A 24455-nucleotide genomic window follows, 5' to 3' on the forward strand; every position below is an offset into this window, starting at 1 on the left:
GTGGGCAGTCGCGGTCACCGCCGTGCGTGGGCGGGCGCGGTCCGGGGCGGCGTGGCAGGCTTGCAGGGGGGTCCGCGCCGTTCGTCGCAACACAGCAGGGAACGAGGACGACCCATGGATGAGCAGCAATTCGTCCGTACCGTCGCCGAGCGCACCGGACTGGGCCGGGAGGAGGCGGCGGACCTGACCTGGGCCACGCTCGAGACGCTGGCCCACAGGCTGAGCCCGGGGGAGGCCAGGGACCTGGCCACCGAGCTCCCCGAGGGCCTCGCGGAGGCGGTGCGCCGGGGAACCACGGACCGCATCGAGCGCTTCGGCCACAAGGACAGCGTCCGACGCGTGGCCGAACGCACCATGCTCAAGGAAGAGGAAGCCGACCGGGGAGTGCGAACCGTACTGGCCGTGCTCCGCGAGGCGATCAGCGAGAAGGAGTTCACCGACCTGATGGCGCAGCTCGGCACGGACTTCTCCCAGGCCGTGAAACCCGCCGGGTGACACCCAAGGAGTTGACAGGATGACGCGCCCGCTCGTCGTCGGCATGGGAGGTTCGCTGCGCACCCCGTCGACCAGCCTCACCGCACTGTGTGTCGCGGTCGAGGGGGCGGCCGACGCGGGCGCCGGCACCCTGGTGATCGACCTCAGACGGCTCGCTCTTCCGTTCTACTCGTCCGAGCACGGGACCCCCGCGTCCGCGCGCCGGCTTGCGGACACGGTTCAGGCAGCCGACGCCCTGCTGTGGAGCAGCCCGACATACCACGGCTCGGTCAGCGGCGCGTTCAAGAACGCGGTGGACTGGCTCGCCCTCCTGGCCGACCACGACCCGCCCTACCTCAGCAACAAACCCGTGGGGATGCTGACGACCGCCGGCGGGGTGCAGGGCCTGCAGGCCATCAACGCCATGGAGTTCATCGTGCGGTCGCTGCGCGGCTGGGCCGTGCCGCTGGTGTTCGCGGTCCCGCGGTCCTCCCGGGTCTTCGACGGCGAGGGACGCCTCACCGACCAGGCGGTCGCGGACCAGTTGCGCGGCCTCGGCGCGGAGGTGACCAGGGCGGCCCTGCAGTTCCGGGCGGAGGGCACGTGCGACTACGCGCAGGAGCGCCCGTCCGGGGCCGTCCGGGACTGAACTCGGCCCTGTCACGCCGGGGCGCCGGGATCGTGCTTTCTCAGGGCCCGGTACGCTCCACGGGCCGGTGCTCGTCGCGCGCCCCGGAGCGCCCGGGTGGGAAGTGCGGCAGCACGTGTTCGGCCAGTTCGTCGATCACTTCGGCGACCGGACGGCGGCTGTGCTTGAAGTTGATCATCAGCTGGTCGATGCCGATGTCCTGCCAGGCCCGCATCATCGCCAGGAACGACACCCGGCCCACCGAGAAGCCCTGGTGGATGCGCCGGGGCAGGGCCAGCGGGTCCTCGGTCAGATCCAGATAGGTGGCCTGTGCGTAGGGCTTGAACCCCCCGGCGTCGCCTTCGGTCAGTTCCCGCCATCGCTCGATGTTCTCGGCCTGCTGCTGGAGCGGCGGGGTGTAGTACAGCCAGCCGTCCGTCTTGTCGGCGATCCACCGGACGTCCTGTCGGCCGCGTCCCGTCATCAGTACGGGGATCCGCCGGTACACCGGCTTGGGCAGCAGCTCGGTGCCGCGCATCCGGCCGAGTGGCGACTCGACGTGCGGGAAACGGTGCTCGAGGACGACACGGAAGTACTCCAGCGACTGCCGGAACCTCTCGGCCCGGTCGCCCAGGTCCTGACCGAAGGCCGGGAACTCCACGGGCCGGTCACCGGTGGCCACCCCGAGCAGGAGCCGTCCGCCGGACAACTGGTCCACCGAGGCGGCCGCCTTGGCGGTGTGCAGTGGATGCCGCAGCGGCATGACGATGCTGGCGGTCCCCAGTGTGATCGAGGTGGTGCGGGCACTGAGCTGCCCCAGGTACACCCAGGGGTCGAAGACCTGCCCGGCGTCCCCGAAGCTCGGGTCCAGCAGCGGCACGTCACGGACCCACACCGAGGCGAAGCCGGCCCGCTCGGCCTGCTGGATCCGCTCGATGTGCCCGGCCAGGGACGGTACGGGCCCGTCGAAGCCCTCCAGTGGCGTGATGGCGCCCACGGTCATCCTGCCGCCGGGATACGCCCTGGCCATCGCCGCGTGCTCGGAGAACGGCCGTTGCGCCCCGCCTTCGACGTCCACGGGTGCGCCGGCTGAAGGAACTGTCGATCGTGTCATGCGAGCCTCCGGCGATTTCATGCCGAGTCCGAGTCCGAGTCCGCGTCGTCCGAGTCCGCGTCCGCGTCGGACGTGTGCCGAGGTTGCCCAACCGGAAGTCCTCGCGCATCCCCTCGCCGACGTAGCCCCGACGCCCCTCAGCAGAGGCGGCGCCACCTCCATGCTCGGGATGGGGGCCACACCCCGCCTGCTCCCGACGGGCGGAAAAACGGCGGGCTCCGTGGACCTCCGAGCACAGGTGCAGACGGCCTCCGCCGCCGCAAAGGGGCCGGGGCCCCTGCGCCTCTCATGCTGTTCCGCCAGGGCAGGAGGGGGTGCCCTTTTTCGGCCTGGGGTGCGGAGGCGCTCAGCAGGCGGGCTCTGCGAATCTCGACCGGTGACAGCCGATGGCGGCGCCGGCGGGAGCGAACGACGCCGCCCGGTTCCCGGTGAGGAGGCGAGAGGCATGGCCGTGATGGGTGTGTCGAAGTTCGAGAGGTTCTTCCGCGCCGCCGCAGGTCTCGACGTGGACAAGAACGACCTGAAGCGGTACGGCGACTTCGTCGACGCCAAGCTCTACGACCTCCTGGTCGTCGGCCAGGCGTCGGCCAAGGCCAACGGCCGGGATTCGGTCGAACCGTGGGATCTGCCGATCACCAAGGGCCTTCAGGAGAGCGTCCACCGGTTCCGGCGGCTCGACGAGGAGGTCGAGCTGAAACCGATCCTGGAACAGCTCGCCGCGCACCCTCCCCTCGACAGGACCCCCACCGAGGAGACCGAAGAGCGGTACCCCGAGATCATCGGCGGTCTCAGCGTCGCCCTCGCCGAGACGTTCAAAGTCATGTACCCGGATGTCAAGAACCCGCAGACCAGCCATTGGGACGGCGTGACCGCGGTGTTCGACCGGCTGCTGTAGCAGCCGCGCCCCGGTGCAGGCCACCGATGCGAACCTCCACGGGCTGGGCATCCGTGGCGGCCTCCGTACGGCCCCCGGTCCCTGGCGTTCACCGCCTCCTGACCTCGCAGACCGACCTGCGGTGCCACTTTTCGACCCGCTGGGCGCAGGCGGGGTGACCGGCTGAACCGTCACTCTGGGGCCTGTCGGGACCGCTTGGCGGTCCGTCGGCGGAAGGAGTGGCCATGACCGAGCGGACCCGCGGACGCGATCCGCTCGCTGGAGCCCGGCCGGTACGACGTCACGGTGGACGAGGACGTCGCCGATGAGGCCGTCCGGCCGGGTCGCCGGGCTGGACAGCCGGGCGGGCGCGAGCACGAAGAGTGCCTCCTCCGGGGGCGGCCGGCCCCGCCCCCAGCCGAACGGGTTTCGAAGCCGGGCGGACAGGGCCCGGAGGATGAACGGCCGCCGACGGACGTCGACCGCCGCGGAAGGAGTTCCTCATGGCCAAGGCAGTGGGCATCGACCTGGGCACCACGAACTCGGTGATCGCCGTGTGGGAGGGCGGCGAGCCGTCCGTCGTGCCCAACAGCGAGGGCAACCGCACGACACCGTCCGTCGTGGCCTTCACCGACACGGGCGAGCGCCTGGTCGGCCAGTTGGCCCGCCGCCAGGCGATCCTCAACCCCAAGGGCACCATCTACTCGGCCAAGCGGTTCATCGGCCGGCACTTCGACGAGATCCCCGACGAGGCCAAGGCCGTCGCCTACGACGTCGTCCCGGGAGAGAACGGCGAGGCCCGCTTCAAGGTGCGTGACAAGCTGTACGCGCCTGAGGAGATCAGTGCCCTGGTGCTGCGCAAACTCGCCGACGACGCCTCCAAGCAGTTGGGGGAACGCGTCACGGAGGCGGTCATCACGGTGCCCGCCTACTTCAACGACGCCCAGCGCACCGCGACCCGTGACGCCGGACGCATCGCGGGGCTGGAGGTGCTGCGGATCATCAACGAGCCGACGGCGGCCGCCCTCGCGTACGGCATGGACAAGAAGCAGCACGAGACCGTCCTCGTCTTCGACCTGGGCGGCGGCACCTTCGACGTGAGCATCCTCGATGTCGGCGACGGCGTGGTCGAGGTGCGGTCCACGGCGGGCGACAGTCATCTGGGCGGCGACGACTTCGACCGGCGTCTGGTCGACCACCTCGCGGACGACTTCCAGAAGGAGAACGGCATCGACCTGCGCAAGGACCCGCAGGCGCTGCAACGCCTGTTCGAGGCGGCGGAGAAGGCCAAGACCGAACTCAGCTCCGTCACCCAGACCCAGGTGAGCCTGCCGTTCATCACCGCCGACGCCTCCGGGCCCAAGCATCTCACCGACTCGATCATGCGGTCCACGTTCGAGCAGATCACCGGAGACCTGGTGGAGCGCTGCCTCGGTCCGGTCCAGCAGGCCATGGCCGACGCCAAGGTCGGCGAGAGCGACATCGACGAGGTCATCCTCGTCGGCGGTTCCACCCGCATCCCCGCCGTCCAGGCGCTGGTGCGCCGACTGACCGGCGGCAAGGAACCCAACATGAGCGTGAACCCCGACGAGGTCGTGGCCCTGGGCGCCGCGATCCAGGCCGGGGTGCTCAAGGGCGAGGTCAAGGACGTCCTGCTGCTCGACGTCACCCCCCTGTCGCTGGGCGTGGAGACGCGCGGCGGGGTGATGACGAAGATCATCGAGCGGAACACCACCATCCCGGTGCGCCGCAGCGAGACCTTCTCCACCGCCGAGGACAACCAGCCGGCCGTCGACATCGTCGTCCTCCAGGGCGAGCGCGAGCGGGCCGCCGACAACCGGGTCCTCGGCCGGTTCCAGCTCACCGACATCCGGCCGGCGCCGCGGGGCGAACCGCAGATCGAGGTCACCTTCGACATCGACGCCAACGGCATCCTGAACGTCAGCGCACGCGACAAGGACACCGGCAAGGAACAGGGCATCACCATCAGCGAGAGCTCCAACCTGGACCGGAGCGAGGTCGAACGCATGGTCCAGGAGGCCGAAAGCAACCGGGGCCAGGACCAGGCACTCCGCGAGGCCGTCGACGCCCGCAACGAACTCGACGCGATCGCCTACCAGGTCGAGAAGCGTCTGAACGAACTGGCCGACGCCGCGCCCGCGCACGAGAAGGCCCGCGCCGAGATGCTGGTGGCCGAGGCCCGCGACGCGGTCAAGAACGAGGCCGGAGTGGACAAGACCAGGCCGCTGACCTCCGAACTCCAGCAGATCTACGCCGGGCTCGCCGCCCACCAGGCCGAAGCCGCGGCGGCGAGTGGCCCGTCCGACACCACCGGGCCGGACGGCTCCGGGCAGGGCGGAGCCGGCACCGACGAAGACGTGATCGACGCCGAGTTCGACAAGGGCTGAGGTACCCGCCATGCCCACCCCTCCCCAGGACCGAGCGTCCGACCTGCCGCCCGAAGGGGCCGCACAGCCGCCGCGGGGCCGCCTGGCCGAGCCCGCGCCGCCGGCCGCGGAACCCGAACCGGGCCCCGACGCGGCCACCGGTCCGACCGGGGGCGACGACGAGTACGCGGCCGCGCTGAAAGAGGTCGAGGACCGCTGGCGGCGCGCCCTCGCCGACCTGGACAACCTGCGCAAGCGACACGCCAGGGAACTGGACCGCGAGCGCGCGCTCGAACGCGCCCGCACGGCCGCGGCCTTCCTCCCCGTCGTCGACAACCTCGAACTCGCCCTGAACCACGCGGGCTCCGACCCCGGGGCGATCGTCGAGGGAGTTCGCGCCGTGCGCGACCAGGCCGTGTCCATCCTGGAACGGCTGGGCTACGAGCGGCACGCCGAGACCGGCGTCCCGTTCGACCCCTCCCGGCACGAGGTCGTCGGCGTGGTCCAGGACCCCGACGCCGAACCGAACACCGTGGCGCAGGTGCTGCGCCCCGGCTACGGCGAGGCCGAACGGCAGCTGAGGCCGGCCGCCGTGACCGTCGCCAAGCGGGAGTGAGCGGCCATGGCACGCGACTTCTACGAGGTTCTCGGGGTCCCGCGCGACGCCGACAAGGACGAGATCCAGCAGGCGTATCGCAAGCTGGCCCGCCGGTACCACCCGGACGTCAACAAGGATCCCGCGGCCGAGGAGCGGTTCAAGGAGATCAACGAGGCCTTCAGCGTCCTGTCCGACCCCGACCAGCGGGCCCGTTACGACCGCTTCGGCGAGGACTTCCGGAAGGTGCCCGAGGACTGGGAGGAACGGGTCGGTGCCGGCGCGGGACCCGGTGGCGGCTTCCGCTGGTCCACCGGGGGCGGCCCCCGGGTCCGGTACGCCACCAGCGGCTTCGGCGCGGAGGGCGTCGACGTCGACGACCTGTTCGGCTCGTTCTTCGGGGGCGCCGGACGGATGCGGGTTCCCGGCGCCGACCAGGAGGCCGAACTGCCGCTCACCGTCGAGGAGGCCTACCGCGGAGGTCATCGCACCGTCACCCTCGCCGGTCCCACCGGCCAGCCGCGGCGGTACGAGGTCGACGTGCCACCGGGTGTCACCGACGGGCAGCGTATCCGGCTGGCGGGCGAGGGCGGCCGGGGCAACGGCGACGCCCCCGCGGGGGACCTGTACCTGCGGGTGCGGATCCAGCCGCACCCCCGGTTCCGCCTCGACGGCCGGGACGTGCATGTGCAGCTTCCGGTCACACCCTGGGAGGCCGCGCTGGGCGCGACGGTTCCGGTGCCCACGCCGAGCGGGGCGGCGGCGAAGGTCACCGTGCCCGCGGGCTCGTCCAGCGGCCGGCGGCTGCGGCTGCGCGGTGAGGGCATGCCGAACCCGCGCGGCGCGAACGGCAATCTCTACGCCGAGCTCCGGATCATGGTGCCGTCCAGGCTCGGCGACCGGGAGCGCGCACTTTTCGAGGAGCTCGCCGCCGTCTCCTCGTTCGACCCCAGGAGGACACGATGAGTGACCCGCGCGTCGGGGCGCGCCAGGCGTCCCGGCCGACAGCTCCCGCGACGGCCCGCGTCCGCTACGCGATCGTGCCGGTGCCCAGGCTCTCCCTGCAGACCGCGGCCCGCCGCTCCGGGGTCCATCCCGACCTCATCCGCCGGTTCGTCGCTCTGGGCCTGGTCGAGGCCGAGCGCGACGCCTCCGGCGGGCTGGTGTTCGAACCCACGGCACCGGCCGCCCTCGCCCGCGTCCAGCGGCTGCGCACCGGGCTGTGCCTCAACTACGCATCCATCGGCCTGGTGCTCGACCTGCTGGACCGCATCAGCATGCTCGAAGCCGCCCTGCGCCGCGCCGGTACGAGGAGTGAAACACCCCCATGGACATGAACCGTCTCACGCAGAAGTCCCAGGAAGCACTCCAGGAGGCCCAGAGCGCGGCCGTCGGCATGGGGCAGACCGAGGTCGACGGGGAACACCTGCTGCTCGCCCTTCTCGATCAGGAGGACGGTCTGATCCCGCGGCTGCTGCAACAGGCCGGCACCGAGCCGAAGGAACTGCGCGCGGCCGTGCGCGAGGAACTCTCCCGCCGGCCGAAGGTCACCGGTCCGGGCGCGGCACCCGGCCAGGTCTTCGTCACCCAGCGCCTGTCCCGCCTGCTCGATGCCGCCGAGCGGGAGGCCAAACGCCTCAAGGACGAGTACGTGTCCGTGGAGCACCTCCTGCTCGCCCTGGCCGAGGAGGGCTCGGCGACCGCCGCCGGACGCCTGCTCAAGGAGCACGGCGTGACCCGGGATTCGTTCCTGAGCGCGCTCACCCAGGTCCGCGGCAACCAGCGCGTCACCTCCGCCAACCCCGAAGTGGCCTACGAGGCTCTGGAGAAGTACGGCCGCGACCTCGTCCTCGAGGCCCGCTCCGGGCGGCTGGACCCGGTCATCGGCCGGGACGCGGAGATCCGCCGCGTCACCCAGATCCTCAGCCGCAAGACCAAGAACAACCCCGTCCTCATCGGAGATCCCGGCGTCGGCAAGACCGCCATCGTCGAGGGCCTGGCCCAGCGCATCGTCCGCGGCGACGTGCCCGAAGGCCTGCGTGACAAGACGGTGTTCGCCCTGGACATGGGCTCCCTGGTCGCCGGCGCGAAGTACCGCGGCGAGTTCGAGGAACGGCTCAAGGCCGTGCTGGCCGAGGTGAAGGCCGCCCAGGGGCGCATCCTGCTCTTCGTCGACGAACTCCACACCGTCGTCGGCGCGGGCGCCGCCGAAGGGGCCATGGACGCGGGCAACATGCTCAAGCCGATGCTCGCCCGCGGCGAACTCCACATGATCGGCGCCACCACCCTGGACGAGTACCGCAAGCACATCGAGAAGGACGCCGCCCTCGAACGCCGCTTCCAGCAGGTGCTGGTCGACGAGCCGAGCGTGGAGGACACCATCTCCATCCTGCGCGGACTGCGCGAACGCCTGGAGGTCTTCCACGGCGTGAAGATCCAGGACACCGCACTGGTCTCCGCGGCCACCCTCAGCCACCGCTACATCACCGACCGGTTCCTGCCCGACAAGGCCATCGACCTCGTCGACGAGGCGTGCGCCCGGCTGCGTACCGAGATCGACTCGATGCCCGCCGAACTCGACGAGATCACCCGCCGCGTCACCCGTCTGGAGATCGAGGAGGCGGCCCTGTCCAAGGAGACCGACGCCGCCAGCAAGACCCGCCTGGAGGAGCTGCGCAGGGAACTGGCCGACCTGCGCGGCGAGGCCGACGCCAAACGCGCCCAGTGGGAGGCCGAACGGCAGGCCATCCGCCGCGTGCAGGAACTACGCCAGGAACTGGAACAGGTCCGCCACGAGGCGGAGGAGGCCGAACGCGCCTACGACCTCAACCGCGCTGCCGAACTCCGCTACGGCCGCCTCCAGGACCTGGAGCGCCGGCTGACGGCCGAGGAGGAGCAACTGGCCGCCAAACAAGGGAAGAACCGGCTGCTGCGCGAGGTCGTCACCGAGGAGGAGATCGCCGAGATCGTCGCCGCCTGGACCGGCATCCCCGTCGCCCGCCTCCAGGAGGGCGAACGCCAGAAGCTGCTGCGCCTCGACGAGATCCTGCGCGAGCGCGTCATCGGCCAGGACGAGGCCGTCAGACTCGTCGCCGACGCCATCATCCGCGCCCGCTCCGGCATCCGCGACCCACGCCGCCCCATCGGCTCGTTCATCTTCCTCGGCCCCACCGGCGTCGGGAAGACCGAGCTGGCCAAGACCCTCGCGGCGGCCCTGTTCGACTCCGAGGAGAACATGGTCCGCCTCGACATGAGCGAGTACCAGGAGCGGCACACCGTCAGCCGGCTCATGGGCGCACCACCCGGATACGTCGGCTACGAGGAGGGCGGCCAGCTCACCGAGGCCGTACGCCGCAAGCCGTACTCCGTCGTGCTGTTCGACGAGATCGAGAAGGCGCACACCGATGTCTTCAACACCCTGTTGCAGATCCTCGACGACGGCCGCATCACCGATGCTCAGGGCCGCACCGTCGACTTCCGCAACACCGTGATCATCATGACGTCGAACATCGGCTCCGAGCACCTCCTCGACGGCGTCACCGCCGAGGGCGAGATCAAGCCGGACGCCCGCGCCCTGGTGATGGGCGAGCTGCGCGGGCACTTCCGCCCGGAGTTCCTCAACCGCGTCGACGACATCGTGCTGTTCAAGCCGCTCGGCGAGCGGCAGATCGAGCGGATCGTGGAGCTGCAGTTCGACGAGCTGCGCCGCCGGCTCGCCGAACGCCGCATCACCGTCGAACTCACCGAAGCAGCCCGGGAGTTGATCGCCCACCAGGGCTACGACCCGGTGTACGGGGCCCGGCCGCTGCGCCGCTACATCTCCCACGAGGTCGAGACGATGGTCGGGCGCGCCCTGCTGCGCGGTGACGTCCAGGACGGCGCGACGGTCCGCGTCGACGCCGAACACGGAGAGCTGGTGGTCACCTACGACCAGCCCGAGGACGTGAAGGGAGCGCGGTCGGCATGAGCACGATGCGGGCGACGACCGTCGGTTGTCCTCACTGCGGGCGCGTCAACCGGGTGCCCGTGGCCGCGGAGGGCCACCCCAAGTGCGGCCACTGCAAGCAGCCCCTACCGTGGATGGCGGACGCGGGCGACGACGACTTCACCGAGGTCGCCGAGCGGGCCGACATCCCCGTCGTGGTCGACCTGTGGGCCACCTGGTGCGGCCCCTGCCGCATGGTCAGCCCCGCACTGGAGAAGGTCGCCACCGAACTCGCCGGCCGGATCAAACTCGTCAAGGTCGACGTCGACAAGAACCCGCGACTGTCGCAGCGTTTCGAGGTCCAGGCCGTACCGACGCTGCTGATCCTCGACCGGGGCGAGACGGTCGCCCGGCAGGCGGGGGCGGCGCCCGCCCCCGCTCTGCGCCGGTGGGTGGAACAGTCGATCACCGCCCGGAAAGGGTGATTCGGATGACCCTGCACGCAGATCCCCACCTCGCGCTCGTCCGGCCGGTCCAGCCGCTGACCCCGGAAGGGTGTCAGGAGTGTCTGATGCTCGGCTCCCCGTGGGTCCACCTGAGGCTCTGCCTGACCTGCGGGCACGTCGGCTGCTGCGACTCCTCGCCGAACAAGCACGCGCGCAAGCACGCGGCTGCCGTCGCCCATCCGATCGTGCAGTCCTTCCAGCCCGGCGAGGACTGGCGCTGGTGTTACGTGCACGAGGCGTTCGTCTGATGTCCGGCGACCAGCCGCTGCCGGGCGGAGGAACGGTGCCGGAGAACGCGGACGAGGCCGCCGTCTGGGAGACCCCGGACGTCTACGGCGCGTATCCGCGCCTCACGGAGGACCAGATGGCGCGTCTGGCGGAGCACGGGCGACGCCGGACCATGGCTCCAAACGACGTGCTGATCCGGGAGGGGGAGCGCTGCGAGACGTTCTTCGTCGTCCTCACCGGTACCGTCGCCGTCGTCGAGGACTACGGCACTCCCGAGGAGCACGTGCTGCGCGTGCACGGCCCCGGTCGCTTCATCGGCGAACTCGGCCTGCTGTACGGCCAAGTGGCCTTCTACACCGCGGTCGCCAGGGAGCCGGGCGAGGTCCTTGTGGTCTCCTTGGACCAGTTGCGCCACCTGGTGTCCCAGGACCCCACCATCGGTGACGTCGTGCTGCGCGCCTGTCTGTGCCGTCGCGCGCTGCTCGTCGGACAGGGCGCCGGGTTCCGCATCATCGGCTCGCGCTACTCGCCCGACACCAGACGGCTGCGCGAGTTCGCCGTCCGCAACCGGCTGCCGCACCGCTGGATCGACCTGGAGACCGACGAGGAGGCCGAGGCGCTGCTGCGCCGCTTCGGCGTCGGCCCGGCGCAGACACCACTCGTTATCTGGCGGGACACCACCCTGTTGCGCAACCCCAGCAACGCGGAACTGGCCCGGCTCATCGGTCTGCCGTCACTGCCCGCCGGGAACCGTCACGGCGACGTCCTCATCGTGGGCTCGGGGCCGGCCGGCCTCGCTGCCGCGGTGTGCGCCGCCTCCGAGGGCCTGAGCACCACGGTGGTGGAGGCGATGGCCACCGGCGGCCAGGCCGGCACGTCGTCCCGCATCGAGAATCTGCTCGGCTTCCCGTCCGGCATCTCCGGCGCCGAACTCACCGAACGCGCCGTGCTCCAGGCCGACAAGTTCGGCGCCAGGATCAGCCTTCCGCTGGAGGCGACCGGCCTCCATGCCAAGGACGAGGACCACTACGTGGTGGCGTTCGCCGACGGCAGCGAGATCGCCGCCCGCGCCGTCGTCCTGGCCACGGGTGCCCGCTACCGCCGACTCCAGGTGCCCGGCATCGAACGCCTGGAGGGAACGAGCGTGCACTACTCGGCGACCGTCTACGAGGCCCAGCAGTGCCGCACCGACCCGGTGGCCGTCGTCGGCGGCGGCAACTCGGCGGGCCAGGCGGTGCTGTTCCTCGCCGGGTACGCGCCGAAGGTGCACCTGCTCGTCCGAGGGGCCGGCCTCGAGGCCAACATGTCCCGCTACCTGATCGACCAGGTCGAGCGCCATCCACGGGTGGAGGTCATGCTGCACACCGAGGTCACCGAGGTCATCGGCCGGGAAGTGCTGGAGGAGCTCGACGTGGTCGACAACCGCACGGGCGGGCACCGCCGGCTCGCGGTACGGAGCCTGTTCGTCTTCACCGGAGCCGACCCCCACACCGAGTGGCTCGCCGGCCTCATCGCCCTCGACTCCCGCGGCTTCGTCCTCACCGGACCGGAGGCCCAGGAAGCCTGCACCTACCCCGAGGTGTGGCACGGCCGCGGGCGCTCGTGCATGACCCTGGAGGCCAGCCTGCCCGGGGTGTTCGCGGTCGGGGACGTCCGCAGCGGCTCGGTGAAGCGGGTGGCCTCCGCGGCCGGTGAGGGCGCGATGGCCATCCACTTCGTGCACCGGCACCTGGGGCACTCGGCCGTGCCCGGCACCACGGGCACGTCGGCTGCCGCGGGCCACTCGGACGCCTCGCCCCGTATACGTCACAAGGAGTCCGCATGGCTCGCATGACGAAGGGCGGACGACGAGAAAGGCCCCTCTGGGCACCCACCCCTGTCAGCTAGGTACAGGCGGACGGACGGTCAGCCATGAAATACGACGGATTCCTCGCCCGTGTGCGCGAGCGAGGCGAATACAACGACCAGGACGAAGCCGCGGACGTCACCACCGCCGTGCTGGAAGTGCTGGCCCAGCGGATCAGCCCGGGAGAGGTCAAGGACCTCGCATCCCAGCTGCCCGGCCCGCTGGGACAAGTCCTGGACCACGCCGCGCCGCAGCACGCGCGGAGCTTCGGGATCGAGGAGTTCTACCGGCGGGTCGCCGAGCGCACCCATGCCCGGCCTCGTACGGCGCAGTGGGACGCCAGCGCGGTCCTGACCACCGTCGCCGACGCTGTCACCGGCGGAGAGCTGAACCAGATCATCAGCCAGCTCCCCTCCAGTTACGCGGTCCTGTTCGGCAAGGCCGACCTCGCGGACTGAGCCCGTGGACTTCCTCGAACGCCGCGGGCGAAGACCGTCACGTCGCCCGTAGGCGCCCTTCCCGATCGGGTGTCAGGCCGAGGACCGGGAAGCCGCCCGGTGGTCCTACTGCGCGGCTCGGAAGGAGGAGGCCCAGGTGCGGTCGCGGCCGGGCAGGCCGCCCGTCCCGATCCGGCAGACGTAGGGGCAGAAGATGCTGTTGAGTACCCAAGGGGTACTGCTCGCACCGAAGTCGGGAATCGGCGCGCCCTGGGTGATGCCGTAGCTGGACACGGCGAGCTTGCCGGTGTTGCGCATGCGCGCCATCCAGTTCGTGATGAAGGTCGAGTGGTGGGCGAACCACGTGTTGGAGAGCAGGAAGTCGTTCCACTTCTGCTCCGTGAAGGGGTTGTTGGCGGCATCGTGGACGACCTGCCACACCAATGTGCCCGCCGGAATGCCGTAGGCACTCGCGAACGAGGGGTCCACCGGGTCGCTCATGTGCTGCTTCCAGAGCTGGATCAGGGAGAACTCGGTGGCCAGGAACGTCTGGTCCGCGCGGAGGTGGGGCAGGATGTAGTCGAGGTACTTCTGCGCCGCGTCGATGCCCGCCACATGCGGGTGGATGTCCGTACCGGCGATATCGGCGTTGCCGGCCACGAAGGTCATCCAGCGGTCGGTCTGCGCGTCCTGGTTGGCAGGGTCCTCGAGGCCGTTGAGCGCCCCCATGTAGAAGACGGTCTTGCAGGTCGTGCCGAAGTACGTGCTCCGGTACTGGACGGCGTGCCGGGCCAGCGCCTCGTAGAAGTCGTTGATGGCGGAGGTCGTACGGTCCGCCTGACTGGTCTCGTAGAACGGCTCGTTGCCGATGGTGACGATGTCGACCTTCCCGAGCACCGCCGCCAGGACCTTGTCGAGCCGGGTCAGGGCGATGTTCATGGCCGCGGTACCCGGCGCTGGAAGCGTGGTGTCGTGGTACTGGAACTTCGTGGAGAGCACCGTGCCGTAGCCGTCGGACGACGCCTGCAGCAACGTCGCCATCCCCGTCTGCGTCGCCGGATCCCCCGAGTCGGCGTCGGACATCAGGTAGAAGCCACGTATCCAGGTGGCGGAGACAGCGCCCAGCTCCGCGTAGTCGATCATGTCCAAGGACTCGTTGTAGTTGGCGCCCAGGACGCCCGAGGCGGGGGGCGCGGTCACCTGGCTCACGACCGCACCGGCCGGCACCGCGCCGAAGGAACCGCCGGCGGCGGCCGCGGTCACCGCGTCGCGCCCGCAGTCCGCGCTGCGGGCCGCCAGCCCGGCCGTCGCGAGAGCGGCGCCCGCGGCCAGGCCGAGCAACCCGCGCCGGGACGTCGACTTGCGTTGCGGCCCACCACCGGATTCCGTACCACTTCCCTGCATGTGATCGCCTGTCCTTCCGTTGGGTTCCATCAGCGAAAGCAGAGTCGGGGTGGGGCGGACCGAGGTGTGACAGGCGCTGCCGTCCGGCCCCCACGCGCAGTCTGCGCCAGATCCACGGACGCAGCAGAACACAACCAGCCGACGGGCCGGTGACGGTGTGGGTGCCGGGCCCCCCGCCACCGGCCGCCGCGTGGACGGTCAGCCCTTCGTCGTCCGCCCGAGGTTCCGGCGCTTGACGTAGACGCGGTTGCCCGCCGGGCCCGTCCACTCCATCCGGACGACGCCGGGGACGGCCCCCTGGGCGACCCGTGACGGGTCGGCCCAATAGCCCTGGTTCGGGTTGCGGAAGAAGGTCGACCACAGCGCTCCGTCGCGGTCCACGAAGAAGTTGTTGTGACCCAGCCCCACACCGGCGGTCCAGCGCTCGGAGTACGGGCCCTCGAAATGGTCCGCGACGGCGAGCACCGAGTCGTACTGGTACTGCTTCGTGCCCGCCACCTTGTTGTAGGCGGACTGCGTGGTGCCGTCGGCGCCGGTCCATTGCCGGTCCCAGATGGCCTGGGAGAGGAAGTACTTGCCTCCGTACTTGAAGACGTACACGCCCTCGCGGTACGGATCGGGCGTGTAGGACGTCTGCGTGAACAGCGGGAGGTTCGTCGGCGTGACGATGTCCTCCATGTCCGGCCGGAACTTGGCGTACAGGTCGTTGTGCAGTACGAGCCAGGCGTTGTCGCCCTCGGAGAAGAAGCTTCCGTCGATGTGGAAGTACGCGCCCGGCTTGATGAAGTTCGGTCCCCCGATGAAGGAGTCACCGAAGGGCTTGTCGACGTTGCCCTCGATCAGCCGGTACGGGCCCTCCAGCCCGCCCTCGCTCACGAGCATGAACGAGCCGACCTTCTGGGAGTGGTCGCCCATGCAGGCCACGATGTACCACTTCCCGTTGAAGCGGTGCACCTCCGGCGCCCAGACCTCGCCGCGCTTGCCGAACATGTCGTCGTACCAGTATTCCTGCCAGGGTGCGACGACGGTCCGACCGGTCGTGTTCTCGTCGACGAACTCGGGCGACCACACCTTGCCCCTCTCGGCGCCGGGCCGGATCCCGGTCGTGTCGATCAGCCGCCACGGTCCCTTGAGGGAGTGCGCGACCCACAGGAAGATGCCGTCGTTCCAGGGGGCGGCGATGCTGAGCCCGGGCGCGCGGGTGGTGCCGGTGGCGACGTAGACGGGGGCACCGCTGCCGTGATCCTGGAAGCAGTTGACGTAGAAGTCCCGCATCCAGACCACTCCGCGGTCCTTGTCACGGGGGCGCAGTTCGAGCGGAAGGATGAAGGAGTTGTCGTCACGGGGCCACAGGTCCACCCGGGTATCGGCGGTGCCGTACGGCTGAAGGTCGGGCCAGTTCGGCGGGTAGCGCCGCATGGACCCCGCCGCTGCCGGATCGGACGCCGCGTGGGCGGCGCTCGTCGGCAGGGCGGCGGCGGCTCCCAGCCCGATCGCACCGGCCAGTAGGGACCGCCTGCGTATTCCGTCCTTGTCAAAGCCGGTCATCAGTCACATCTCCTTCGTTGTGCGGGATGCCGGCCGACCCGATCACCCCTGCCGTCGACGGGTCGAGGGTCGGTTCTTCTGCCGGCCGGTCCCGGCCGCGACGTGTGCATCCGGACCTGCTGACGACCACGGCGCCGTCGTCGACGAGCTTCGCGACGGTGTCGTACAGGGCCGTCCGGGAGATCCGGTGAGTTCCCGGAGCCCGCTCCGGGTGAGCGGGCCGTGGTCGACATGCCGCACAGCATTCAAACGACCGCCTCATTACGTCAACAGACCGGATAAATAATCCGGACGGACCCCCTCCCCGCCGTAGCCCATCCGATAGGGCGTTTCTCCACGTCAGAGAGGTGTGTGAGCTTCCCGCCTGCTGCGTCAAGATTGCGTAAAGCGCGCTTCAAAGACGCATGTGGTGAACGTCGCCGCTGTTCACGGCATTGCCGGGACCGGAATCGCGGGCCTCCTCCGCCGGGCGCACGGGCGGGCCGCACTGCGGCCTGTGGAGATTTTGCCCTTTACTTTTGTCGAAGGGTTGACGAAATGTCTCGGCCTTCTTACCTTGACCTGTATGCAGAAGCCCGCAGGAGCGCACGCCCTGGTGAGGCGGACCCATGAAGAGCGCGTGCTGCGCGCACTCCAAGCGAACGGTGCCATGAGCCGCGGCGAGATCGCCCGGCTCGTCGGCCTGTCCCGCACGACCCTCTCCGAGATCACCGGCAACCTCCTCCAGCGAGGAGCCATCGTCGTCCTGGACAAGGACGCCACACGCCGAGGGGGCAGCGGACGGCCGGCCGAGCGCCTCGCGCTCGACCCGGCGTCGGCGCAGTTCATGGGCGTCGACTTCGGGCACCGGCGGGTCCACGTCGCTGTCGCCGACGCTTCGCACGAGATCATGGTCTCGGGGTCGGTCCGCTACGACGACACGGCGTCCTGGCAGACGCGCACCGAACTCGCCCTGGCGCTCGTCGACCGGCTGGGCTCCCAAGCCGGCGTCCGCTACGGGGCACTTCAGGGCATCGGCATCGGCGTCCCGGGTCCCTACCCGTCGCCTGAAGAGGGCGCCTGGCCCCGCGCCACCCCGGGCGCGACGATTCTGCGGCCGGCTCCGCACGGGGTCGACGCGGCTTTCGCCGAACGCTTCGACGCGCCCGTGATCGTCGACAACAACACCCGACTGGCCGCGCTCGCCGAGGCGATCACCGGCGCCGACAGCGTCGCCGATCTGCTGTACGTGCGCCTGGCCGACGGTGTGGGCGGCGGACTCGTCATCGGCGGCCAGTTGGTCACCGGCTCCACCGGGCTGGCGGGCGAACTCGGGCATGTGACCGTCGAACCGGTGGGCCGTCCGTGCCGGTGCGGCAAGCGCGGATGCCTGGAGACCGTGGCCTCGGCGCCAGGAATCCTCGCCACCTGCTGGGAGTTCGGTCTGCGCCTGGACGGCCCCGAGGCACTGGCGGACGCCGTGGCCCGCCGGCACCCCGTCGCGGAACGCGTGCTGCGGGAGGCGGCCGCGGCGCTGGGACGGGTCCTGGGAGCCGCGACGATGACCCTGAACCCGGCGAAGGTGGTCATCGGCGGAGAGATCGCCCGGTTGTCACCCGTGATGGTGGATCAGGTGGCCGCCACTCTCGTCGGCGAACTCTTCCCGATCGCGGCGGCCGGTCCCGTCGTCGAGGCCGCGCGGCTCTCGGACGATGACGGCGCCCTCGGCGCGCTCGCAGCCGTCTTCCACAACTCCCCCCTTCTGGCGAAGTACCCCGAAACCGCCGATGTGAAGGACCGTTTCGATGGGTCCGCCCCGACCCCGGGAAGAGCCGCCCATGTCCGTTCCTGACGACCAGGGCGCCGACCGGCGGCCCGCCGCGGGCTGCTCCCGGTCCTGAACGCCGAACATGCTCAGCTCGCGGTTTTCACTTGGCGCACCAGTTCGAGATAGTGCTCCCAGTCCCAGTTGGCCCCAGGGTCGGTGTGGGTGGTCCCGGGCACCTGGTGGTGGCCCAGGATGTGGGTGCGGTCGACGGGAATGGCGTAGCGGGCGCACACGGCCGCGGTGAGTGCCGCGGACGCGGCGTACATCTCCTCGGTGAACCAGCGGGCGCAGTCGACCCAGCCCTCGTGGGTGATGCCGATGCTGCGGTCGTCGTAGTCGGGATGACCGGCGTGCCAGGCGATGTCCCTCTCCCTCACGCACTGCCCGATGCGGCCGTCCGCCGAACGGACCACGTAGTGGGCCGAGGTCTTCCGGCCGGGCTCCTGGAAGACGGCGACGCCGTCGTCGAAGCGCTCCTGCGTCACGTGGATGAGCACGTAGTCGATCGGATGGCTGTGAGGACGCTGCGCGGTGCGGAAATTGGTGCGGGCTGCGGGCAGCCACTGCGCGCCTGGGTGGTCGACGACCGCGGCGGACGAGCCGCCGGCCGCGGAAGCGGTCCCGGTGGCAGCCGCGGACGTGACCGCCGTGGCCAGGGTCACGGCGGCCGCACCGCGCAGGACCGTACGGCGCGACGGGTCGGACTGCCGGTTGCCGTCGCCGGGGTGGTTCGATCCGGTCATGCTCCGTCGTCCTCCGAGGTCCGGTACCAGTTGTGCCGGGCGAGCCTGGGTTCGTAGACGCCCTTGGGGAGGTCGTCGGTGAGCCGGACCGCCCATCGCTGCAGCCGCTGCATGAGATCGGCCTTGACCTTGCGCAGGCTCGGATCGTCCCAGCGGTTGTGCAGCTCCATCGGGTCCTTGCCGAGGTCGTAGAGCTCACCCACGTCGCCGACATGCTCGTAGAGCTTCCAGTGGTCGTGCCGGAGCATCCGCGACGAACCACTCTGCGTCACGCTGTTCAGCTCGTCGTACCTGCTGCCCTCGTAGGGGAAGTGAAGCGGCGGCCGGGCGTCGGCGGGGTAGGGCAGACCGCCGAAGCCGCGCTCGGTGACGATGTCGGCGAACTCCGCGGCAGGGTAGTCGGAGCCGGTGAGCATCTGCCACAGGCTGCGGCCCTGGACGCCCAGCGGAATGGGGCGGCCGATCGCCTCGCACACCGTGGGCAGGATATCGGCGATCGAGACGAAGTCCGTCTTGTTGTCCTGCACTTCGATGCCGCGGCCGTGCACGATCAAGGGCACGTTCGCCAGGACCTCGGGGATGCCGGCGCCCTTGCGCTGCAGGCCGTACTCGGCGGTGTAGTCGCCGTGGTCGGCGAGGAAGATCAGCAGGGTGTTTTCGTACAGCCCCTGCTCCTTGAGGTGATCGACGAGCCGGCGCCACTGGTCGTCGATGAGGCGGAGCATGCCGCAGTAGGTGGCGCGGTAGCGGCGCCAGAGGCCGTCGTAGCCAGGGCGCTTCTCCTCCACCAGGTCGCGCAGCCACTTGTAGGCGCCGCCCTTGGCCTCCGCGTCCGCCGGGCCGGTGAGCCGCTCGGGGATCTCGTCCTCGGAGAACATCGAGTAGTACGGCTCCGACACCTGGTACGGGTTGTGCGGCTCGGGGGTGGAGACGAAGGCGAAGAACGGCTTGTCGGGGTCCCGGGCGTCGATCTGCCGGATGGCGTCGGAGACGATCCGGTACGGGTACTGCTGCTGCGCCGGGAACGGCGTGGGCGCCGTCGTAGGGCCCATGTCAACGGAGTTCAGATAGGCGGTGAAGGCCCGCTGCTCGGTGGTGGTGTCCGGCGCCTTCGTGTGCCCGTACTCGGAGAAGGCGTCGTACTCCGCCGGATCGTCCCGGTACATATGCGTCTTGCCCGCGTAGAACAGCTGGTAGCCGGCGCCGCGCAGGACGTCGACCAGGTCGTCGCCGCGTGACACCTGCGCCGCGCCGGTGGTGGAGTTCTGCCGGACGCGGTGGGTGCTGGGCCATCTGCCGGTCAGCAGGCTGGTGCGCGCCGGGACGCAGGCCGGAGCCGTGGTGTACGCGCGGCGGAAGCGGGTGCCCCGGGCGGCCAGGGAGTCGAGAAAGGGCATCGTGTCGAGTTCGAAGCCCACGCCTTTGGTGAAGTCGGCGCGGACCTGGTCGGACATGCAGAAGACGATGTTCGGAGCGGTCGGGCAGGTCACAGTGTTCCCTTCCGGTGGGACAACGCGTTCGGGACAGTGGAGCGGGGACGCGGGTCGACCCGACCGTGCGCGGCGTCCGTCGACGCCTCGCACGGGGGAGCGCGTCGTCCTGGGCCTTCACCCGCCGATGGCCCGGCCTCGGCTCCGCCGCCGGACGTAGAGGCGGTTGCCCCGCGGGCCGGTCCACTCCAGGCGGACGACGCCGGGCACCGCGGCGTCGCCGATGCGCGTCGGGTCGGCCCAGTGGCCGAAGCTCGGGTTGCGGAAGAAGGTCGCCCACAGATGACCGCCCTCGTCCGCGAAGACGCTGTCGTGGCCGCCGCCCACAGCCGCGGTCCAGCGCCGGGAGTACGGGCCCTCCAGGCGGTCGGCGACGGCGACGACCGCGTCGTACTGGTACTGCGTCCCGCCGCCGCTGTAGGCGTGGCGGACGCCGCCGTCGGCGGCCGTCGAAGTGCGGTCCCACGCGGCCTGCACCAGGAAGTACTTGCCGCCGTGCTTGAAGACGGAGGCGCCCTCCAGGTATGGCTCGGGGCTGCCTTGCCCTTCTCGGCGCCCGGCCGGATGCCGGTGGTGTCGGCCAGACGCCAGGGGCCGCACAGGGAGGCGGACGTCCACAGGAAGATGCCGTCGTTCCAGGGGCCGGCGGTGTCGAGGCCGGGCACCCGGGTGGTGCCCGTGGCGACGTAGAGCGGGCGGCGACCGTCGACCCGGAAACAGTTGACGTAGAAGTCGCGTATCCAGACCCGCCCGAGTTCCTCGTCGCGCGGGCGCAACTCGAGCGGCAGGATGAGGGAGTTGTCGTCGCGCGGCCAGAGGTCCAGGCGGTCGTCGGTGAGGCCGTAGGGTACCGGGTCCGGCCAGTTCGCCGGGAAGTGCCGCGGCGCGGCGGCGCGCGCCGGGCCGGCGGTGACCGGCAGCGCGGCCGTGGCCGCGAGGCCGGCCGCTCCGGCCGGCAGCGACCTTCTCGGCAGGGCGTGCGAAGTCATCGTGCACGATCTCCTTTGCCGTCGTCCGTGCCATCGGCTCGGCCGGACCCGGCGGCGGGCGCGCTGCGCACCGCCGTCGTCGTCCTGGTGTTGACGGTCAACAGCTCCACGGGGCGGCCGCGCCTGCGCCAGGCCAGCGGGGCGCCGTCGATCACCACAGTGCCGTCGGCCACGAGCCTGGCGACCGCGTCGTACACGGCCGTTCTGGACAGGCCGCTGAGTTTCTGGAGTCCGCCTCTGCTGAGCGGACCGTGTCGGTGCAGCAGTTCGAGCACGAGTGCCTCGTGCCGTCGGCCGGTTCGTATCGGGGAGCCGTCACTTTCAGGCATGCGGCACAGCATGGGAAGGTCCGCTGTTTTACGTCAACAGTCCGGACGAATAATCCGGATGACATGTGCCGCACCACTGCGGTGCGAGCCGCGCCTGTACTGGATCTGCGGTCTGCCGTCGGATAATTCTGTCGGACTGTTGACGGAATAATCGAGCCCTCCTTACGTTGACCGGCATGCAGATGCCCACCGGAGTGCACGCCCTGGTCAGACGGACCCATGAGGACTGCGTTCTGCGCGCTCTGCAGGAGAACGGCGCCCTGAGCCGGGGAGAGATAGCCCGGATCGTGGGCCTGTCCCGCACCACGCTGTCCGACATCGTCGGAAGCCTGCTGCAGCGCGGCGCCATCGTCGTCGTCGACACCGACGCCGTTCGGCGCTCGGGCAGCGGCCGCCCGGCCGAACGCCTCGCCCTCGACCCGGCGTCCGCGCAGTTCATGGGGGTCGACTTCGGGCACCGACGGGTCCATGTGGCGGTCGCCGACGCCTCCCACGAGATCATGGTCTCGGGCTCCGTACGCTACGAGGACTCGGCCTCCTGGCCCGTACGCCTGGAGCTCGCGCTCGCCCTGCTCGACCGGCTGAGCGCCGAAGCGGGCGTCCACTACGGCGCTCTGCAGGGCATCGGTATCGGCGTCCCCGGCCCTTACCCGGCGCCCCAGGGCGCGTCCTGGCCGCGTGCCTCGGCCGGCGCCACCGTGCTGCGCCCGGCACCCGAAGGTGTCGACACCGCCTTCGCCGAACGGTTCGACGCACCCGTGATCGTCGACAACAACACCCGCCTCGCCGCACTCGCCGAGGCGATCAGCGGCGCGACGAGCGTCGCCGATCTGGTGTACGTACGCCTCTCGGACGGTGTCGGCGGCGGCCTGGTCGTCGGCGGTCAACTGGTCACCGGATCCGGAGGACTGGCGGGCGAACTGGGGCATGTCACCGTCGAACCGGCAGGCCGACCTTGCCGGTGCGGCAAACGCGGCTGTCTGGAGACCGTCGTCTCGGTGCCCGGAATCCTCGCCAAGTGCTGGGAGTTCGGCCTTCCCCTGGAAGACCTGGGCGCCCTTGCGGCCGCGGTGTCCCGCGCTCATCCCGTGGTGGACAGGGTGCTGCGCGAGGCCGCGGCGGCGCTCGGCCGGGTCGTCGGCGCCGCCACGATGGCGCTGAACCCGGCGAAGGTCGTCATCGGCGGGGAGATCACCAGGCTCGCCCCGGTGATCGTGGAACAGGTCGCCGCCACCCTCGCCGCCGAACTCTTTCCCACCGCGTCGGCCGGACCTGTGGTCGAGGCCGCCCATCTCTCGGACGAGGACGGAGCGCTCGGCGCGCTCGCGGCGGTCTTCCACAGCTCCCCGCTGCTCGCCAAGTACCCCGAAACCGCTGATGTGAAGGGCTGTACGGATGCACCCGACTCCATCACAGAAAGAGCCGCCCATGCACGTGCTTGACCAGCAGGGTGCCGGTCCCATGGACGCCCTGCCCGACAAGACGCCCGAGGCACCGCCGGGCGCAGCAGCCACGTCCGCCAGGACGCCGTCCGGCAAGCGCGATCAGCGGCGGGCACTTCTGCTCAACACTCTGTCCGTGGTGCTCGGCATCGCCCTGTGGTGGGCCCTGGCCGCCACCGGATTCAAGCTCCCGACCCCACCGGAGGTCGTCTCCCGGGCCGGCACACTGATCAGCGACGGCACGCTTGCCGACGACGTACTCGCTTCTCTGACACGCGTGGTGATCGGCTTCGTGCTCGGTACCGCGGTGGCGATACCCGTCGGCTTCCTGATGGGCTGGTACGCCACTGCCCGTGCGCTCATCGAGCCCTGGATCCAGTTCTTCCGTACGATCCCGCCGCTCGCGATCATTCCGCTGGCCATCGTGGTCATGGGCATCGACGAGACACCCAAGATCTTCGTGATCTTCCTCGCCGCGTTCCTGGCCTGTGTGATCTCCACCTTCCAGGGTGTGGTGAACGTCGACCGCACGCTGATCGACGCGGCCCGGGTGCTCGGCGCCAAGGACGGCAGGATCTTCGCCCGGGTCGTGGTGCCGGCCTCCACACCGTTCATCCTCGTCGGCATGCGGGTCGGGCTCGGCTCCGCCTGGGCCACGCTCGTGGCCGCGGAGCTGATCGCCGCCCAGCAGGGGCTCGGCTACCGCATGCAGAACGCCCAGCTCTATTACGACCTCCCGACCATCTTCGTCGGGCTCATCTCGATCGGGATCCTCGGCCTGCTCATGGACCGGGTCCTGCTCCTTGCCGAACGCAAGCTCACCGGATGGCAGGAACGCCGATGACCAGCAAGCCGGCCGCGACCGCGAAGGCCGCCACGGAGTTCAAGCCCGCGAAGATCTCCGTCCGCGGGGTCACCAAGACCTTTGCCCTGGGCCGCGAGACCTTCACCGCGCTCGACGACGTCTCGCTCGACATCGCGGACAACGAGTTCGTCACCGTCGTCGGCCCCTCGGGCTGCGGCAAGAGCACCCTGATGAACATCCTCGCCGGCCTGGAGACCCCGACCGAGGGCCAGGCACTCGTGGATGGCGAAGAGGTCCGCGGACCCGGCCCCGAACGCGGGGTGATCTTCCAGCAGTACGCGCTCTTCCCCTGGCTCACCGTGCGCCAGAACGTCGAGTTCGGGCTGCGCACCATGGGCATGGCGAAGGACGAACGCCGAAGGCGCGCCGAGCACTTCATCAAGCTGGTGGGTCTTGAGCGTTTCGCCGACGCCCTGCCCAAGACGCTGTCCGGCGGCATGCGCCAGCGCTGCGCCATCGCCCGTGCCTACGCCGTAGGCCCCTCGATCCTGCTGATGGACGAACCCTTCGGAGCCCTGGACGCACTCACCCGCGTCAAGCTGCAGGAACAGCTGCTCGACACCTGGAGCCAGGACAAACGCACCGTCCTGTTCATCACCCACGACGTCGACGAGGCCGTCTTCCTGGCCAATCGCGTGATCGTCATGGCATCCCGCCCCGGACGGATCCACGACGTCATCGACGTCCCCGCGGTCGAACGCGACGAGGACTTCCGCCTGAGCGCCGAGTTCGCCCAACTGCGCAACCGCGTATGGCACTCGGTGTACCACCAGGACGGCGCGACCGCCGCCCGCACCGCCACCCGCACCACCTGATCTGAAAAG

The 24455-nt window shown here is 70.4% G+C and carries 22 protein-coding genes and 1 pseudogene; 16 read left to right on the forward strand and 7 right to left on the reverse strand.

All coding sequences use genetic code 11. The features are described from left to right. Nucleotides 1-114 precede the first annotated feature (114 nt). A complete protein-coding gene (locus tag ACSP97_RS31630) occupies nucleotides 115-495 on the forward strand; it encodes a DUF2267 domain-containing protein (RefSeq protein WP_355152681.1) in 381 nt (126 codons plus the stop codon). Between the two features lie 19 nt (nucleotides 496-514). Next, entirely contained in the window at nucleotides 515-1123 is a 609-nt protein-coding gene (locus tag ACSP97_RS31635; RefSeq protein ID WP_355152679.1) for an NADPH-dependent FMN reductase, read from the forward strand. Nucleotides 1124-1163: 40 nt separating this feature from the next. On the opposite strand, the gene ACSP97_RS31640 is transcribed toward ACSP97_RS31635, so the two are convergent. After that, entirely contained in the window at nucleotides 1164-2216 is a 1053-nt protein-coding gene (locus tag ACSP97_RS31640) for an LLM class oxidoreductase (RefSeq protein ID WP_355526809.1), read from the reverse strand. Between the two features lie 445 nt (nucleotides 2217-2661). Here ACSP97_RS31640 and ACSP97_RS31645 point away from each other — a divergent pair, with 445 nt between their 5' ends. The 10 genes from ACSP97_RS31645 (at nucleotide 2662) to ACSP97_RS31690 (ending at nucleotide 13035) form a co-directional block, all read left to right on the forward strand. Continuing rightward, entirely contained in the window at nucleotides 2662-3111 is a 450-nt protein-coding gene (locus ACSP97_RS31645) for a DUF1931 family protein (protein WP_355152675.1), read from the forward strand. Between the two features lie 482 nt (nucleotides 3112-3593). Continuing rightward, on the forward strand, nucleotides 3594-5498 hold the full coding sequence (gene dnaK, locus ACSP97_RS31650; RefSeq protein WP_355152674.1) for a molecular chaperone DnaK: 1905 nt from the start codon (nucleotides 3594-3596) through the stop codon (nucleotides 5496-5498). Nucleotides 5499-5508: 10 nt separating this feature from the next. Continuing rightward, nucleotides 5509-6093, forward strand: coding sequence for a nucleotide exchange factor GrpE (locus ACSP97_RS31655; protein ID WP_355526803.1), 585 nt, complete (start codon nucleotides 5509-5511; stop codon nucleotides 6091-6093). Between the two features lie 6 nt (nucleotides 6094-6099). Beyond that, nucleotides 6100-7038, forward strand: a complete 939-nt coding sequence (locus tag ACSP97_RS31660; protein WP_355152670.1) for a J domain-containing protein — start codon at nucleotides 6100-6102, stop codon at nucleotides 7036-7038. After that, nucleotides 7035-7409: a chaperone modulator CbpM gene (locus ACSP97_RS31665; RefSeq protein WP_358269817.1), complete on the forward strand. Its 375-nt coding sequence runs from the start codon at nucleotides 7035-7037 to the stop codon at nucleotides 7407-7409. Before ACSP97_RS31660 ends, ACSP97_RS31665 begins: the two co-directional genes overlap by 4 nt. Beyond that, complete coding sequence (clpB, locus tag ACSP97_RS31670; protein ID WP_382008266.1) at nucleotides 7400-10039, forward strand: ATP-dependent chaperone ClpB; 2640 nt, start codon at nucleotides 7400-7402, stop codon at nucleotides 10037-10039. Before ACSP97_RS31665 ends, clpB begins: the two co-directional genes overlap by 10 nt. Next, on the forward strand, nucleotides 10036-10482 hold the full coding sequence (gene trxA, locus ACSP97_RS31675; protein ID WP_355526798.1) for a thioredoxin: 447 nt from the start codon (nucleotides 10036-10038) through the stop codon (nucleotides 10480-10482). The genes clpB and trxA overlap by 4 nt, the downstream gene beginning before the upstream one ends. 5 nt (nucleotides 10483-10487) lie before the next feature. Further along, nucleotides 10488-10751: a UBP-type zinc finger domain-containing protein gene (locus tag ACSP97_RS31680; protein WP_355150821.1), complete on the forward strand. Its 264-nt coding sequence runs from the start codon at nucleotides 10488-10490 to the stop codon at nucleotides 10749-10751. Then, nucleotides 10751-12565, forward strand: coding sequence for an FAD-dependent oxidoreductase (locus ACSP97_RS31685; RefSeq protein WP_440555436.1), 1815 nt, complete (start codon nucleotides 10751-10753; stop codon nucleotides 12563-12565). Before ACSP97_RS31680 ends, ACSP97_RS31685 begins: the two co-directional genes overlap by 1 nt. Before the next feature lie 77 nt (nucleotides 12566-12642). Next, a complete protein-coding gene (locus ACSP97_RS31690; RefSeq protein WP_355150817.1) occupies nucleotides 12643-13035 on the forward strand; it encodes a DUF2267 domain-containing protein in 393 nt (130 codons plus the stop codon). Between the two features lie 105 nt (nucleotides 13036-13140). On the opposite strand, the gene ACSP97_RS31695 is transcribed toward ACSP97_RS31690, so the two are convergent. Both ACSP97_RS31695 and ACSP97_RS31700 read right to left on the reverse strand, forming a co-directional pair. Further along, nucleotides 13141-14418 carry a hypothetical protein gene (locus ACSP97_RS31695; protein ID WP_440555438.1) on the reverse strand — a complete coding sequence of 426 codons (1278 nt, stop codon included), beginning with the start codon at nucleotides 14416-14418 and terminating at the stop codon, nucleotides 13141-13143. Nucleotides 14419-14616: 198 nt separating this feature from the next. After that, nucleotides 14617-15966, reverse strand: coding sequence for a family 43 glycosylhydrolase (locus ACSP97_RS31700; RefSeq protein WP_440555440.1), 1350 nt, complete (start codon nucleotides 15964-15966; stop codon nucleotides 14617-14619). 565 nt (nucleotides 15967-16531) lie between these two features. On the opposite strand from ACSP97_RS31700, the gene ACSP97_RS31705 reads away from it, so the two are divergent. After that, complete coding sequence (locus ACSP97_RS31705; RefSeq protein ID WP_364730191.1) at nucleotides 16532-17797, forward strand: ROK family transcriptional regulator; 1266 nt, start codon at nucleotides 16532-16534, stop codon at nucleotides 17795-17797. 62 nt (nucleotides 17798-17859) lie between these two features. Here the strand turns inward: ACSP97_RS31705 and ACSP97_RS31710 are convergent, their stop codons facing one another. The 4 genes and pseudogenes from ACSP97_RS31710 to ACSP97_RS31725 all read right to left on the reverse strand — a co-directional run bounded on the left by ACSP97_RS31710 (nucleotide 17860) and on the right by ACSP97_RS31725 (nucleotide 21324). Then, nucleotides 17860-18516 carry an N-acetylmuramoyl-L-alanine amidase gene (locus tag ACSP97_RS31710; RefSeq protein ID WP_388293762.1) on the reverse strand — a complete coding sequence of 219 codons (657 nt, stop codon included), beginning with the start codon at nucleotides 18514-18516 and terminating at the stop codon, nucleotides 17860-17862. Continuing rightward, the gene (locus ACSP97_RS31715) at nucleotides 18513-19970 is read right to left on the reverse strand and encodes a sulfatase-like hydrolase/transferase (protein ID WP_440555443.1); all 1458 of its coding nucleotides are present in this window, start codon (nucleotides 19968-19970) and stop codon (nucleotides 18513-18515) included. Before ACSP97_RS31715 ends, ACSP97_RS31710 begins: the two co-directional genes overlap by 4 nt. Before the next feature lie 153 nt (nucleotides 19971-20123). Next, a pseudogene (locus ACSP97_RS31720) lies at nucleotides 20124-20995 on the reverse strand (hypothetical protein). Beyond that, a complete protein-coding gene (locus tag ACSP97_RS31725; RefSeq protein ID WP_440555445.1) occupies nucleotides 20992-21324 on the reverse strand; it encodes a DNA glycosylase AlkZ-like family protein in 333 nt (110 codons plus the stop codon). The pseudogene ACSP97_RS31720 and the gene ACSP97_RS31725 overlap by 4 nt, the downstream one beginning before the upstream one ends. Nucleotides 21325-21500: 176 nt before the next feature. On the opposite strand from ACSP97_RS31725, the gene ACSP97_RS31730 reads away from it, so the two are divergent. Genes ACSP97_RS31730 through ACSP97_RS31740 form a run of 3 tightly spaced genes read left to right on the forward strand, consistent with a single transcriptional unit; the run spans nucleotide 21501 to nucleotide 24446 of the window. Continuing rightward, nucleotides 21501-22766 carry an ROK family transcriptional regulator gene (locus ACSP97_RS31730; protein ID WP_355150803.1) on the forward strand — a complete coding sequence of 422 codons (1266 nt, stop codon included), beginning with the start codon at nucleotides 21501-21503 and terminating at the stop codon, nucleotides 22764-22766. After that, nucleotides 22753-23610, forward strand: a complete 858-nt coding sequence (locus tag ACSP97_RS31735; RefSeq protein ID WP_358269826.1) for an ABC transporter permease — start codon at nucleotides 22753-22755, stop codon at nucleotides 23608-23610. Before ACSP97_RS31730 ends, ACSP97_RS31735 begins: the two co-directional genes overlap by 14 nt. Next, entirely contained in the window at nucleotides 23607-24446 is an 840-nt protein-coding gene (locus ACSP97_RS31740) for an ABC transporter ATP-binding protein (RefSeq protein WP_440555448.1), read from the forward strand. Before ACSP97_RS31735 ends, ACSP97_RS31740 begins: the two co-directional genes overlap by 4 nt. Nucleotides 24447-24455: the final 9 nt, after the last annotated feature.

Source organism: Streptomyces sp. SCPE 10 (assembly GCF_051980735.1).
In the GTDB taxonomy this organism is placed as follows: Bacteria; Actinomycetota; Actinomycetes; order Streptomycetales; family Streptomycetaceae; genus Streptomyces; species Streptomyces misionensis.